General features: G+C 39.8%; 12 protein-coding genes. All 12 read right to left on the minus strand.

Going from position 1 to position 13684, the window contains the following annotated elements:
- Nucleotides 1–8: 8 nt before the first annotated feature.
- Nucleotides 9–1202, minus strand: a complete 1194-nt coding sequence (gene fabV, locus EJF36_RS16615; protein WP_125907366.1) for an enoyl-ACP reductase FabV — start codon at nucleotides 1200–1202, stop codon at nucleotides 9–11.
- Nucleotides 1203–1221: 19 nt separating this feature from the next.
- Nucleotides 1222–1629 (minus strand): MaoC family dehydratase, encoded by a 408-nt coding sequence (locus EJF36_RS16620; RefSeq protein WP_260471924.1) that lies wholly within the window; start codon nucleotides 1627–1629, stop codon nucleotides 1222–1224.
- A 211-nt stretch (nucleotides 1630–1840) separates the two neighbouring features.
- Nucleotides 1841–3181 carry an acetyl-CoA hydrolase/transferase family protein gene (locus EJF36_RS16625; protein WP_221760724.1) on the minus strand — a complete coding sequence of 447 codons (1341 nt, stop codon included), beginning with the start codon at nucleotides 3179–3181 and terminating at the stop codon, nucleotides 1841–1843.
- Nucleotides 3178–4206, minus strand: coding sequence for a 3-oxoacyl-ACP synthase (locus EJF36_RS16630; protein ID WP_125907368.1), 1029 nt, complete (start codon nucleotides 4204–4206; stop codon nucleotides 3178–3180). Before EJF36_RS16630 ends, EJF36_RS16625 begins: the two co-directional genes overlap by 4 nt.
- 12 nt (nucleotides 4207–4218) lie before the next feature.
- On the minus strand, nucleotides 4219–5019 hold the full coding sequence (locus tag EJF36_RS16635; protein ID WP_125907369.1) for an alpha/beta fold hydrolase: 801 nt from the start codon (nucleotides 5017–5019) through the stop codon (nucleotides 4219–4221).
- 183 nt (nucleotides 5020–5202) lie between these two features.
- Nucleotides 5203–6498: an ABC transporter substrate-binding protein gene (locus EJF36_RS16640; protein ID WP_125907370.1), complete on the minus strand. Its 1296-nt coding sequence runs from the start codon at nucleotides 6496–6498 to the stop codon at nucleotides 5203–5205.
- Nucleotides 6499–6561: 63 nt separating this feature from the next.
- Entirely contained in the window at nucleotides 6562–7269 is a 708-nt protein-coding gene (locus tag EJF36_RS16645) for an ABC transporter ATP-binding protein (RefSeq protein ID WP_125907371.1), read from the minus strand.
- Nucleotides 7262–8035 carry an ABC transporter ATP-binding protein gene (locus tag EJF36_RS16650; protein ID WP_221760736.1) on the minus strand — a complete coding sequence of 258 codons (774 nt, stop codon included), beginning with the start codon at nucleotides 8033–8035 and terminating at the stop codon, nucleotides 7262–7264. Before EJF36_RS16650 ends, EJF36_RS16645 begins: the two co-directional genes overlap by 8 nt.
- Before the next feature lie 26 nt (nucleotides 8036–8061).
- The gene (locus EJF36_RS16655; protein WP_125907373.1) at nucleotides 8062–9060 is read right to left on the minus strand and encodes a branched-chain amino acid ABC transporter permease; all 999 of its coding nucleotides are present in this window, start codon (nucleotides 9058–9060) and stop codon (nucleotides 8062–8064) included.
- 3 nt (nucleotides 9061–9063) lie between these two features.
- Nucleotides 9064–9936 carry a branched-chain amino acid ABC transporter permease gene (locus EJF36_RS16660; RefSeq protein WP_125907374.1) on the minus strand — a complete coding sequence of 291 codons (873 nt, stop codon included), beginning with the start codon at nucleotides 9934–9936 and terminating at the stop codon, nucleotides 9064–9066.
- 283 nt (nucleotides 9937–10219) lie between these two features.
- A complete protein-coding gene (locus tag EJF36_RS16665; RefSeq protein WP_125907375.1) occupies nucleotides 10220–11611 on the minus strand; it encodes a sigma-54 interaction domain-containing protein in 1392 nt (463 codons plus the stop codon).
- 630 nt (nucleotides 11612–12241) lie between these two features.
- Nucleotides 12242–13423, minus strand: coding sequence for an acetyl-CoA C-acetyltransferase (locus EJF36_RS16670; RefSeq protein WP_125907376.1), 1182 nt, complete (start codon nucleotides 13421–13423; stop codon nucleotides 12242–12244).
- Between the last annotated feature and the right edge of the window lie 261 nt (nucleotides 13424–13684).

Consider the following 13684-nt stretch of genomic DNA (forward strand, 5'->3'; position numbering starts at 1 on the left):
GCTTTTCTTTATGGCAGCATCGCCTTCAATTTGTCTATATCAAGTGGACGGTTGTAGTCAACACCTTCTAGTCCAAATCCGTTTAACTCCAAAAACTCTTGTTTAAACATCTCAAACCCCGTGATATCCCGCAGATTGTCCGGAGTCACTTTTTTCATAATATCCTTAACATGCTTTTGGACACCTTCATCTAACTCCCAATTATCAGGTCTTAAACGGCTAGCCTCATCTGTTTCACGCTTTTGACCATATAACATGTCTTTTAAAAATCGATATTTATGCATAATTGGTGTTTCGTGACGACCATTTTCCGTCATAATTTTATACAACGCACTCGCATAGACCGGAAAAGTTGGAATAACAGCACTTGCTTTCGTAGTCACAGCCTTACTTACACATACAATGCCTTCTCCACCGATTTTATCACTTATGAACGCATCAATTCGATCTGCTGTCTCCTCTGTATGACGCTTCGCGCGCCCGAGTGTTCCTTCACCATATATCGCTTGGGTAGCCTCTGGCCCAATATAAGAATATAGTGTCGTTTTGAAGCCTTCTGCTAATACACCAGCATCATGCAATGCATGCACCCATAACTCCCAGTCTTCTCCACCCATTACTTTGACAGTGTGCTCTATTTCTTCCTCACTTGCTGCTTCAATAGTTTGTTCAAATAGTTCCGCACTCTCTAATGAGACATTGGTGCCCGTGAATGCGGATCCGATCGGTTTTATTGCAGAACGATATGTTGAGCCTGTTTTCGGATCTTTACGAAAACCTGATGCTAAACTATATATTAACAGATCGATTTCTCCACCGAATTCAGCTTTAATATAATTAATCACTTGCGCTCTCATTTCATCTGAGAAGGCATCACCGATAAAATTCTTTGCAAGTAATCCTTCACGTTCTGCGGCCTTCTTAAAGAATATGTTATTCCACCAGCCCGCTGTTCCTAGGCGGTCGTCTGTAATACCTCTTTCAAATGAAACGCCGATCGTATCAGCACCTGCTCCGAAGGCTAGTGCTATACGTGATGCCAATCCATAGCTTGATGACGCACCAAGAATAAGAACTTTTTTCGGCCCCTTAAATGAGCCTTGCTGCTTTACATAATCAATTTGTTTTTCAATAGCAGCTTGACACCCAAACGGATGGGCAGATCTTGCTACATTTCCTGTGACAATTGGTTGAACTATCATAAAATATTATCCTCCTCATCTAGTTTTGTGGTGGAATAACTTCAGCCATTCCCTCCACCACAATTTCTCCTCGTTGATTAAAACAATTTGTTCTTAAAACTAATAACTGATACTTGCCTTTATCAACTAATTCAATTGCTTCTACTTCAGCTGTTACCGTATCGCCGATCATGACAGGCTTCTTGAAACGAAGCTGTTGCCCAACATAAATAGCACCAGGTCCCGGAAGCTTCATACCGAGTACAGCCGAGATAAGCCCACCTGTTAACATGCCATGAGCAACTCTAGTTTGAAATGGGGTTGTTTTGGCATACTCTTCATCTATGTGAGCTGGATTAAAATCACCTGTTATACCTGCAAAACTATAAATATCACATTCTGCTATTGTTTTAGATATAGATGCTTTCGTACCTATTGCAATACTCATACTTATCATACTCCTCTCGTCTTGATTGCTCAATACTTCACATACTATATTTCTCAAAAAGGGGCTAAGACCCGCCCCTGTTTATTTAGTGTGAACGTTCTTGCTTTTATAAAAATAATGAAGATGCCGCGATTTCATATCCGATTGGACTCTCAACACCTAACTGCCACTCTCCCCATTTTTGACTATCTTTTCGTCTCGCTACTGCAGACTACCAAATCATCAGTTCTGCAGCTTCTTTGCGAAGTTGGTCTCTGAAGTCAGGGTGGGCAATTTCTATTAATTTTTCTACTCTTTCTCTTATCGAAGTACCTCGTAATGCAGCAACGCCATACTCTGTTACAACGAAATCAACGTCATTGCGTGAGAGTGATACAGTGGCGCCATGAGCAAGACGGGTCACAATCTTGGATATTGTTTTGCGTTCATCACTCCCTGGCACGCGAACATTGGCTGTCGAGTATAAAGCAATGATAGATTTTCCACCTTCAGACATTTGTGCACCTATTGCTGTATCTGCTTGGCCTCCTGTTCCACTAAACTGTCGATGACCTAGTGATTCAGAGCAGCATTGTCCTGATAAATCTATCTCCAATGTTGTATTAATGGAAACCATTTTATAATTTTGACCAATTACATATGGATCATTTACCCAACTTCCGTTCATGATCATGACACCTGGGTTATCATCAATAAAGTCATATAATTTCTTTGTACCTAGAGCAAACGTTGCTACCATCTTTCCTGGCATTAACGTTTTTTTACGACCTGTAATAGCACCAGCCTCAAATAGATCGACCATGCCATCTGTGAACATTTCTGTGTGAATGCCGAGATCCTTTTTACCTAAAAGCTCAGCAGACACAGCATTTGGAATCCCTCCGATTCCGAGCTGAATAGTAGATCCATCTTCAATTAAATCGGCAATATATTTACCAATGACTCTATCTTTTTCTGACGGCGTTTGTACCGGGAATTGTGGGACTTCATAATCTACTTCAATCACATGATCTACTTGACTAATGTGTAACGTTGTATCACCGAATGTACGAGGCATGTTTGGATTTATTTCTAAGATTACTATGTCAGCCTGTTCCGCCACTTCTTTTTCATACGTTACACCTAATGATAGTGATACGTAGCCCTGCGCATCCATCGTAGAAGCTGTACCTACAAATATGTTAGGTTTACGATGAAAAGCTCGCTTCGTTCCTGCTAAATGTAAATGGTTCGGGATATATGAAACAGTTTTTTGAGTATGCATTTTGCGCATCGTCGGCGTGTAAAACCAACCTTCCATCAAAAAGCTATTTGAATACGACGGATCAGAAAAGTAAGGGTAATCTAAAATTGGTAAACATGTTGAAACAACAACACCCTCCACACGATTGGCAATTGTGTGAAGCCTAGATAAAAACTCTCTTGGCTCAGATGCCGCGAGCGCACTAACGATGTGATCGTTTGATTTAACATGCTCTAATGCCTGCTCTACATTAACTTGTTTCGACCGATACAACTCCTGAAATTTTTCCTTCATGGCGACTGTACTCACTGTTCATGCACTCCCCACTTAATGACATTGGCTGCCCACGCATACCCAATTCCGGCAGCAATCATTGACACAACTGTCCCATCTTTAATTTTGTCTTCCTGTAAAGCGAGATGAATAGATAGAATTTGGTCAATTTGCCCCATATGTCCGTAGTTTGTTAAATAAATAGATTGGTCTTCATTTAGTCCGAGTAAATCAAGCATGTATTTGTGCATAGAATATTTAAAATGTAAAACAGCTAAGTAGCCTAGTTCTTCTTTAGCAATATTTGATTTTTCAAAAGCTTTGTTAATACATTCCATCCAATTATCCATCGACACTTCGTTTAAGCGCCCCTTCATATGCGCTTCATCAAAGATTCTCAAAGACTTATATGCTTCATCAAGATTATCTTGGGTAATTGGCTTCTCAGTTCCTCCAAATTCAACACCTACATCACGTGCGAGTGAACCATCGGTCATAATGTGTGAGCCTAATAGAAGATTACTATTATAGTTTTTTTGTAAAATAATAGCACCACCACCAGCAGACAAGTTATACATCATCGACATGGCTCGGTCTGTGTAATCTACGAAGTCACCATTACGATAACCACCAACAATCATAACGGTTTGAACGTCATCATCTGCAATCATCATATCCTTTGCTATTTTCATTGCAGCTACACACGTGCAGCAGCGTTGCTGTAAATCAAATGCCCATGCATTTGTAGCTCCAATTTTTTCTTGAATATATATTGCTGAGGTAGTTAGAGGATACTCTTTCCATTCCTCCCCAATCCCTAAAATTAAATCTATATCTAGCGGATTAACACCTGTATTTTTTAAAGCATCAATCGCTGCTTTTACACCCATCTCTTGCGTACCATCACCAGGACCCGGAATAGGCTTTTCAGTTATACCTAACTTCTGTATAACGGCTTCTTCCGTCCACACCCCGTTAGTTGCTTCTGATATTTCCTTCGCTGTCATGCGGGGCTCTGGTATATAAATTCCCGTTCCTACTATACCTACAGTCGGTTTCATATTATAAACCTCCTAATTATCCTTTAAAAAGTTAATAATGATAGAATTTGTTTCATCTGGACGTTCCATAAAAAATACATGTCCTCCGTCCTCAATAATTGCTACTTGTGACTGTGGCATTTTTTCTTGTAATAAAAATGAATTTTTATATGGAACGACACGATCACCTTTACCAGCTAAAACTAATGTGTCAGCTGTAATTGTTGCAACACGATCCTCTGCATTGAATGAAGCACCTGCAAAAAGCTGGCGCTGATACGCAAATTTTGGTTGTGGGCTATCCAGTTTATTTTTTACAATACAATCCAATACATCTTCTTTATCAGCTAACGTACTTTCATTGAGAGCTGTGGAGCTTCCATATTTCATATTCTCCACTGTCATATCTTCACTGCCAGCTTTCATCATAATGGCTAACGTATCTTGTGGAATAGGAATCATATTTGGTCCACCAAAGGACGTGGAGCACAATATCAGTTTATCCACTATCTCTGGATATTTTATCGCAAACTCTTGTGCAACAAAGCCACCCATTGACACCCCAAGTACGTGAACCTTCTCAAAGCCCAATGTTCTGACAAGCTCCGCTGCATCATCTGCAAATAATTCAATCGTATATTCAACATCTGGTTTATCAGATTTTCCTACACCACGATTATCAAACACGATAACCGAAAAATGCCTACTAAGCTCTGTCACGTTGTAATTCCACATCCAACTGGCATAGCCTAATCCTTCAATAAGTAGTAGGGGCGGCCCTTCTCCATGTATCTCGTAATATAGCTGAATACCATTTACATCTACTTTTGGCACGTATCCCACCTCGATTCAAAGTATATACATCTCAAATTAATCCTGTTAAAATAGAAATAGAATTAGGTTTTTGTAAGGATGCCTTCGGCTAGGAAGGCATCCTTTTTTTATTTGGTTCTTGAACTCTCTCGTCGGAGATTGCTATCACCTGCTAATCCTCCGAGTGAATATCACAGTCTATTTTTATTTAAATTCACTAAAGTCTGTCATTTGTTCAAAAGTATAGTTTCCAGCGTCATCTTTAACAACCTTACTTAATGCCATCTTTGTAACACCAAGGCGAACGCCTTCAGAGTATGCAATTTCAGGTGCAAGACCTTCTGTGAAGCTAAGTGTGTTCATTGCATCAATGTAGCCATCCCATGATAAGTTATCACCAGCCGCTTTAAGTCCAGCAACGAATGTTTCAGCTGCTACCCAACCAGCCATTGTGTAAGAGTTAAGTGGTGCATCAGGGAAGTGCTTTGCCATTGCGTCTGTTAAAGGCTTTAACTTTTCATCATTAACTTCTAACCAGCCCATAACATGCAGGTTTGTAATCATGTTCGGAGCACCAGGAGCTGCAACTGCTAAGAATGATGCATCTGCATTTGAATATGTTGTAATTGTTGGCACATCAAAAGATACTTTTTCAATTTCTTTTAACAAACCTGATACTTCACCTGCAAGACCGTATAGAATCACTACATCTGGATCTAAACTTTTTGCTTTCTGGATAGGCACTGTAAAGTCTGCGTCACCAGCGTTTACAGCTAATTTACCGTCCTCTGGTAACACATCTGCTTTCCCTAATGAAGCTAACGCCTCTTCAATTCCTTTTAATCCATCTCGACCAACATCATCATTACGATAAATAACAACTACTTTATCAGCATTAAATTCATCTTGCGTAAATTGCCCAATCACTTTTCCTTCATAATAATAGCTCGGCTGTACTGGGAAGAAGTTTTCTCCCGCTTCTGTTAGCTGATGAGCACCTGATCCAAAATATACAGATGGAATTCCCTCATCTTGAACAATTGTTTGAGTTGCCATAACTCCAGGTGTACCTAATTGACCAATAACAGCAAATACTTCTTCGTCATAAATAAGTTTTTCCATAGCAGCTACGGCTTTGTCTGCCTTAAACTCATCATCTTCTTTAATAAGCTCTATTGTTCTTCCGTTTACTCCGCCTGCGGCATTCAATTCTGCTAAGTATGCTTCCATACCTGCAAAGTAAGGTGTACCAATGAATGATAAGGCTCCTGACATAACACCAATTGTACCGATTTTAACCGAATCGTCCGTTACACCTTGCGCATATTCTACTTTTGCTGGCTCTTCAGCAGGAGTATTTGTTTCATCTGTTGGCTCCTCTGTTGTTGCCGCTGGCTCTTCTGCTTCATTACTCGCTTCATTTCCTCCACAAGCAGCTAATGCAAACACAAACGTAAATACAAGAACCCCCATTAAAATCTTTTTAAGACCTTTTGTCATTTGTAATCCCTCACTTTTTAATGTCTTTTATATGCATCTAAACAGTTGTTTAGTTGATGCCTGTTAATGACTACCCAAATACGCCTGCTTAATTTTTTCATCATCTTTCAATTCGCTTGCTGGGCCTTCATGAATAAGACGCCCTGTTTCTAAAATATAAGCGTAGTGACTAATTGCGAGAGCTTGATTTGCATTTTGTTCAACTAAAAACACCGTTGTTCCTTGTTTATTAATTTCTTTTATAATGGTAAATATGTCTTTAACAATTAACGGCGCCAGTCCTAACGACGGCTCATCTAGCAACAATAACTTCGGCTTTGCCATTAATGCTCGCCCAATGGCAAGCATTTGCTGCTCTCCACCAGATAATGTACCAGCAATTTGCTTTTCTCGTTCTTTTAATCTAGGAAAATATTGATATACACTTTGTAGTGATTCCTCAATATTCTTCTTATCCTTTCGACTATAAGCCCCGACTCTTAAATTTTCCTTTACTGTTAACTCAGGAAAGATTTGTCTTCCTTCAGGTGCCTGCACAATGCCTGTTTGCACAATTTTTTCTGGTGAAAATTGTTGTATAGTTTTATCTTCAAATGTGACCGATCCACTACTTGGTTTTAAAAGTCCTGAAATAACTTTCAAAATCGTAGTTTTCCCAGCTCCATTGGCACCTAATAACGTGACAATTTGACCTTCTGGAATAGAAAGGCTTACATCCTTTAACGCATGAATATACCCGTAATACGCCTGAACAGATTGTAGCTTAAGCACCGGCCTCTTCCTCCTTTCCTAAGTACGCCTCTTGCACATCAGGATGGCTCTGAATTTCAGCTGGTGTTCCTTCCGCTATTTTTGCCCCAAAGTTAATGACGCAAATACGCTCACAAATCTCCATGACTAAATTCATATCATGCTCAACAAGGAGAATGGTCACATCAAATTCATCACGTATACGCTTAATAAGTCGTTTTAAATCTTCTGTTTCCGATTGATTCATCCCCGCTGCTGGTTCATCGAGAATAATCATTTTAGGCGAGGACATGAGAGCCCTCCCTAGCTCAATAAGCTTCATAATTCCGTAAGGCTGTGCACCAGCGGACTGATTTTCAAGCCCACTAATCCCAAGAAAATCAATTATTTCTAACGCCTTTTCACGTATACGCTTTTCTTCACGTTTTACAAATGGTAGCGAAAAACCTTGCGCTAATATCCCACCCTTTGTTGCGTTATGTTGCCCGATTATTAAATTTTCAAGAACAGTCAAATTCTTAAACAGTTCAACATTTTGAAATGTTCGTACTAGCCCTACATCAATTACTTGATGAACTTTTCTTTTTAAAAGATTTATGGATCCGTCAAATATTAATGTACCTTCATCCGGTGTATAAAAACGGCTGATGCAGTTGAACACAGTTGTTTTACCAGCACCATTTGGTCCAATCAAACCGTATATACTATTTTTCTCTACTTCAAAACTTAACGAGTCAACAGCCTTTAAACCACCAAAGCTTATTGATAAATTTTCTACTTTCAGCATACTCACGCGCATACCCTCCTTTCTTTCTATGCCTGTATATTGCTACTTTTATTTTCTTTTTTCATAAAGATGGTCGCTTTAAGCTGAGCCCATATACGAGCCAAACCATATGGGAAGAACATAATAACAAGCACTAACGATAAGCCGGTTATAATGTAAGATACATTTTTAATCCCTTCTAAAAAGCCGATATCCTTCGTTATTTCTGGTACAAGTACTATAAAGGCTGCGCCAATGATACTTCCTGGAACAGATGCCAATCCTCCAATGACTACCATGGCAAGTAAATTCAAGGATAAGTCTATCCCCCACTGATTTGGCTCTGTATAGCGAATAAGATGGATATATAAAGATCCCGCAACTCCTGCATAAAAGGCACTAATTGCAAACGCTATCAATTTATACTTAAACAAACTGACACCCATCGCTTGCGCAGCATGCTCACTATCTCGCATTGCGATAAAAGCACGCCCCGTTTTTGATTGAAGGAAATTATGAGCAAATATTGCGAGCAACACGAGGATCGCAATTGCCAATATGAAAAAATGCTCCCGATCCTTAAATTCAAACGAGAAGAGCATTGGGTAATCAGCCCGCATACCCGAAAAACCATTTGTAAACCCAATCCATTCCTTAAAAACCTGTTGAATGGCAATACCAAATCCCAGTGTAGCAATAGCTAAGTAATGTCCCTCTAAGCGAAGAGCAACAAGACCTAGTAATAATCCAATAACCATTGGTATGAAACCAGATACAACTAAACTGAGTAAAAACGGTAGCTCTAGGTTACTAGTTACATAGGCTGACACATATGCACCTAAGCCCATAAAAGCCGCATGGCCCAATGAAATTTGCCCTGCATAGCCTAGTAAAATATTAAAGCCAATAGCAACTATCGCATACACAACTATCATATTTAACGTTGTCAATAGTGATCGCTCAAACGAAAATATGGATGGCAAGAGAGCGATGACGAGTCCCACAAGTACATATTGAAATGGTTTATTAGCTAGTAATGTTCTCAATGCCTACACCTTCTTCCGATGAGTTTTGCCAAATAGGCCGGCTGGCTTCACTATTAGTACGATAATTAAAAGACCATATACAATAACCGTGCGCCATTGCAAAGAAATATAGAAACCTACTAAGTTATCAAATATACCAATGATAAAGCCGCCAATAACTGGTCCAATGAAGGATCCCATACCACCTAACACAGCTGCGACAAATGACTTTAAATGAACCTCCATCATCATCGATGTGGAAACATTTGTTGTTGGTGCAATTAACACACCTGCGATGGCACCGAGCACTGTTGCTATGATCCATGACAACGAATACACTCGTGAAACTGGAATACCCATTAGCTTTGCAGTTGTTTCATTTTGAGCGGTAGCTCGAATCGCTATTCCCATCATCGTATTTCGAATTAAATAGAATAAAATAAGCATGACGAGTAAGGTAACAGTAATAATGAATAAAGCATTTGGTTGGATAATAACTTCACCAACTTGTAAGTTGGCTGCCGTAATTGCTTTTCGGAACGGATACGAATCTGTTCCAAAAATTGCTGAGGCCAACCCGTTAAAAATCATAATAAGACCCAATGTGATAATCATTTTACTTACAATGTTTGCCTTTGAAGCCGGACGGATAAATATTCGTTCGACGACGAAACCAAGAAAAATAGCAAATATTATGGCTCCGAAAAATGCTGCTACATAAGGCATGTTGTTTTGAAAAATTGTAAATGCGACAAAACTCGAAAACATAGCCATTTCACCTTGGGCGAAGTTAATTACATCGGAAGTTCGATAAATTAATACAAGCCCTAATGCTGCAAGAGCATATAAGCTACCTGTTTCCAAACCTGCTATTATACTTTGAAAAAGCTCTGCCATGTACATCCCTCCTTATACACTCACCCTCATATATGCAAAAACCATGCCAAGTTCTGCAAAAAGAAATATTTTTTCTATAAAAACCTTTATTTAAACTTTAGGAAAATTACAGCGTTGCATAAAAAGGACGTCATAAAACCATACACAATTGAAACCAATAAAAAATGCCATCAAAAATTGTTTCAAAAAAAAACTAGTTGCTAAGTAGCAACCAGTCAAAATTGAAATCGCTTACAGTAATTGTGTTTTAAATCCGGACACGTGTCTGATTTTCGGACACTTTTTATTCTAAACCGTATCTTTCTAGTTTTTCATATAAGCTTGAACGGCTAATATCTAGTAACTTTGCTGTTTGTTTTTTATTTCCACCTGTTTTTTGTATATAGTATTGCAATACTTCTTTTTCTGTTTTTTCTACAAAATCCTTTAATGTTCTTCCTTGTTTTGAAAGAGTCTGCTCTTGTTTCACCTCTGTAATATAATACGGTAGATGAATCGGCAAAATTGTTTCACTGTCGGTAAGGTTAATCGCTCGTTCTAATACATTTTCTAACTCCCGGACATTTCCCGGCCATGAGTAGTCCTGCATAGCTTTTAGGGCTTCGTTCTCTATACGATTTACATATTTACCTAACTGTTCTGATAGCTTTTCCAACAACTTATATACGAGCGGTTCTAAATCCCCTTCTCGTTCACGTAGTGGCGGAATTTCTATTGACATCACATTGAGTCGATAAAATAGATCCTCTCGATATGTACCCTCATCTACCATTTGCTTTAAGTCTTTGTTTGTTGCAGCAATAACCCTTACATCAATTGGAATTATTTTTGTACCACCAACACGCTCAATTTCCTTTTCTTGCAATACCCTTAACAGCTTTGCCTGCATGCTAAGTGGCATATCGCCAATTTCGTCTAAGAAAATCGTACCACCATTAGCAAGCTCAAACTTTCCGATCTTGCCACCTCTTTTGGCTCCTGTAAAGGCCCCTTCTTCGTAGCCAAACAACTCAGATTCTAGCAGTTCTGCAGGGATTGCAGCACAATTCACCTTCACAAAACGCTCATAGCTTCTGTTACTAGCCTGGTGAATGGCATGGGCAAATAATTCTTTTCCTGTCCCACTTTCTCCAAGTAAAAGAACATTAGATTTTGTAAGAGCGGCCCGTCGTCCCACATAAATAGCCTGTACCATTTTATCACTAGAACCTAAAATATTGTTCCACGTATATTTCGCACCTGAAATCTCTTTTAATTGCTTATTTGCATACGTAAGAGCCGATTCTAGTAGTTTATTTTTCTCAATAATATCCTTAAATTCCTTTACGTCCTCGAATAGAACTAAACCAAAGCCATAGGCTATTTCTCCATTCTCATCTAGGACAGGAATACGGTGAACAATCGCTGTTTTTCCATTCGAAAACTTATGCTTCCAAGCAATTTCTGGACGCTTTGACTTAAACACATACGGAAACCGTGAATTGTGATCGACTTCCAGCACCTTTTTCCCGATTATCTCCTCTTTAGGTTGTCCTAAGAAATCAGCAAAAATTTGATTTATCATAACTACTGTTGTATCGGTATCGACTATAATAATCGGTACAGCAATCGGATCAAAAATAGTATCTAAAGTATCTACTAACACATCAGATAACGGCTCGCCTACTCGAATCACGCCCCCACCCCTTCTCCTGTTGTTTCTACTTCTATTGTAAAAGATTACTAATCTTTTGACTAGTGGTGGGGGAATACTGTAGTAAATACATAATAGTGCGACTTCTGTCTGTGCTTGCGCAAACCTTCTACTCTATTCGCGCAACTTCACACCGTATTCGCGCATCCTTTTACTCTATTCGCGCAACTTCACACTGTATTTGCGCATCCTTTTACTCTATTCGCGCAACTTCACACCGTATTTGCGCAGCCTTTTACTCTATTCGCGCAACTTCACGTCGTATTTGCGCAGCCTTCTACTCTATTCGCGCAACTTCACACTGTATTTGCGCAGCCTTCTACTCTATTCGCGCAACTTCACGCCGTATTCGCGCAGCCTTTTACTCTATTCGCGCAACTTCACGTCGTATTTGCGCAGCCTTCTACTCTATTCGCGCAACTTCACACCGTATTCGCGCAGCCTTCTACTCTATTCGCGCAACTTCACGTCGTATTTGCGCAGCCTTCTACTCTATTCGCGCAACTTCACGTATGTTTATATATATTTGCACTATATACATGAACAAACTAAGAAAATTGCAGATTAAGGTCGCAAAACCACAACCAGTTGATTACCTAAAAAGTTAGTAATCTACGGTCTTTCTACAATAAGCGATACACCTTGACCTCCGCCCACACACAGAGTTGCAAGTCCTGTTTTCGCATCGCGTTTTTGCATTTCATGTAAAAGTGTGACTAGTACGCGCGCCCCAGAGGCACCAACTGGGTGACCTAATGCAATGGCACCGCCGTTCACATTGACTTTTTCAACATCTAATTCTAAGTCTTTCACAACAGCCAAAGATTGTGCTGCAAATGCTTCGTTAGCTTCGATTAAGTCCAACTCGGCCACTGTTAAGCCAGCTTTTTCAAGTGCTTTGCGAGTCGCTGGTACAGGACCATAGCCCATGATTTTTGGATCGAGCGCTGCAGATGCATACGATTTAATCACAGCTAATGGTTTAATACCTAACTCATCTGCTTTTTCTTTTGCCATGAGTACGACCATAGCAGCTCCGTCATTAATACCACTTGCGTTTCCTGCTGTTACGGTTCCATCCTTCTTAAAAGCAGGGCGCAATTTTGAGAGTTTCTCTACTGTTGTGCCATGCTTTGGATATTCATCGTCTGTAATAACAATTGGTTCACCTTTTCGCTGTGGAATTGTGACTGGCACAATTTCATCTTGGAAACGGCCTGCCTTCTGCGCTACCTCGGCGCGGCGCTGACTTTCCGCTGCAAATGCATCCTGTTCCTCGCGTGAAAGACCCCATTGTTCTGCAATATTTTCTGCTGTTATACCCATATGAGTTTGATCAAACACATCAGTTAAAGCATCATACACCATCGTATCAACAAGCTTTCCTTCTCCCAGTCGTTGTCCCCAACGAGCACCCGGCATCACATATGGAGATTGGCTCATGCTCTCAATACCACCAGCTAACACTACATCAGCATCACCTAGCATGATAAATTGCGCTCCCATAGATACCGTACGAAGACCAGATCCACACAGCTTGTTAATTGCCATAGCAGGTGTGGTATTTGGTATTCCTGCATGGATGGCAACCTGTCTTGCCACATTCTGTCCGAGCCCCGCAGACAAAATATTCCCAATTAACACTTCATCAATCATATCTGGTGTCACATTTGCACGAGTCATTGCTTCCTTTGCTGCTACTACACCAAGATCTACGGCTGATACATTTTTGAACACTCCCCCAAAACTCCCAATCGGTGTACGAACTGCTCCAATAATAGCGACTTCTCTCATAATGAAATCCCTCCTCTTTATATTCACTTTTACTCATGCAAAATATATGCCAACTTTTCATAACTAAGACTAGCCTTCTTTTAAAAAAGAGGTGTCTCTTTTTCATACACCCTATGATGATGACGATTAGTCTTGAATGGCCTCTTTTCTAACTCTTAACAAAAAGGATAACAGCATGTTAAGACTAGGGCTCATCGCACCAAACCACACCTTCATCGCACTAAAACGAGTGTTTCATACTAAACAAAATACAAACCTATA

The organism is Bacillus sp. HMF5848 (assembly GCF_003944835.1).
GTDB lineage: Bacteria > Bacillota > Bacilli > Bacillales > HMF5848 > HMF5848.

Coding starts and splice junctions, on each gene's coding strand:
- fabV (WP_125907366.1), bottom strand. CDS start 1,202: ATGATAGTTCAACCAATTGTCACAGGAAATGTAGCAAGATCTGCCCAT.
- EJF36_RS16620 (WP_260471924.1), bottom strand. CDS start 1,629: ATGAGTATTGCAATAGGTACGAAAGCATCTATATCTAAAACAATAGCA.
- EJF36_RS16630 (WP_125907368.1), bottom strand. CDS start 4,206: ATGAAACCGACTGTAGGTATAGTAGGAACGGGAATTTATATACCAGAG.
- EJF36_RS16640 (WP_125907370.1), bottom strand. CDS start 6,498: ATGACAAAAGGTCTTAAAAAGATTTTAATGGGGGTTCTTGTATTTACG.
- EJF36_RS16650 (WP_221760736.1), bottom strand. CDS start 8,035: ATGCTGAAAGTAGAAAATTTATCAATAAGCTTTGGTGGTTTAAAGGCT.
- EJF36_RS16660 (WP_125907374.1), bottom strand. CDS start 9,936: ATGGCAGAGCTTTTTCAAAGTATAATAGCAGGTTTGGAAACAGGTAGC.
- EJF36_RS16670 (WP_125907376.1), bottom strand. CDS start 13,423: ATGAGAGAAGTCGCTATTATTGGAGCAGTTCGTACACCGATTGGGAGT.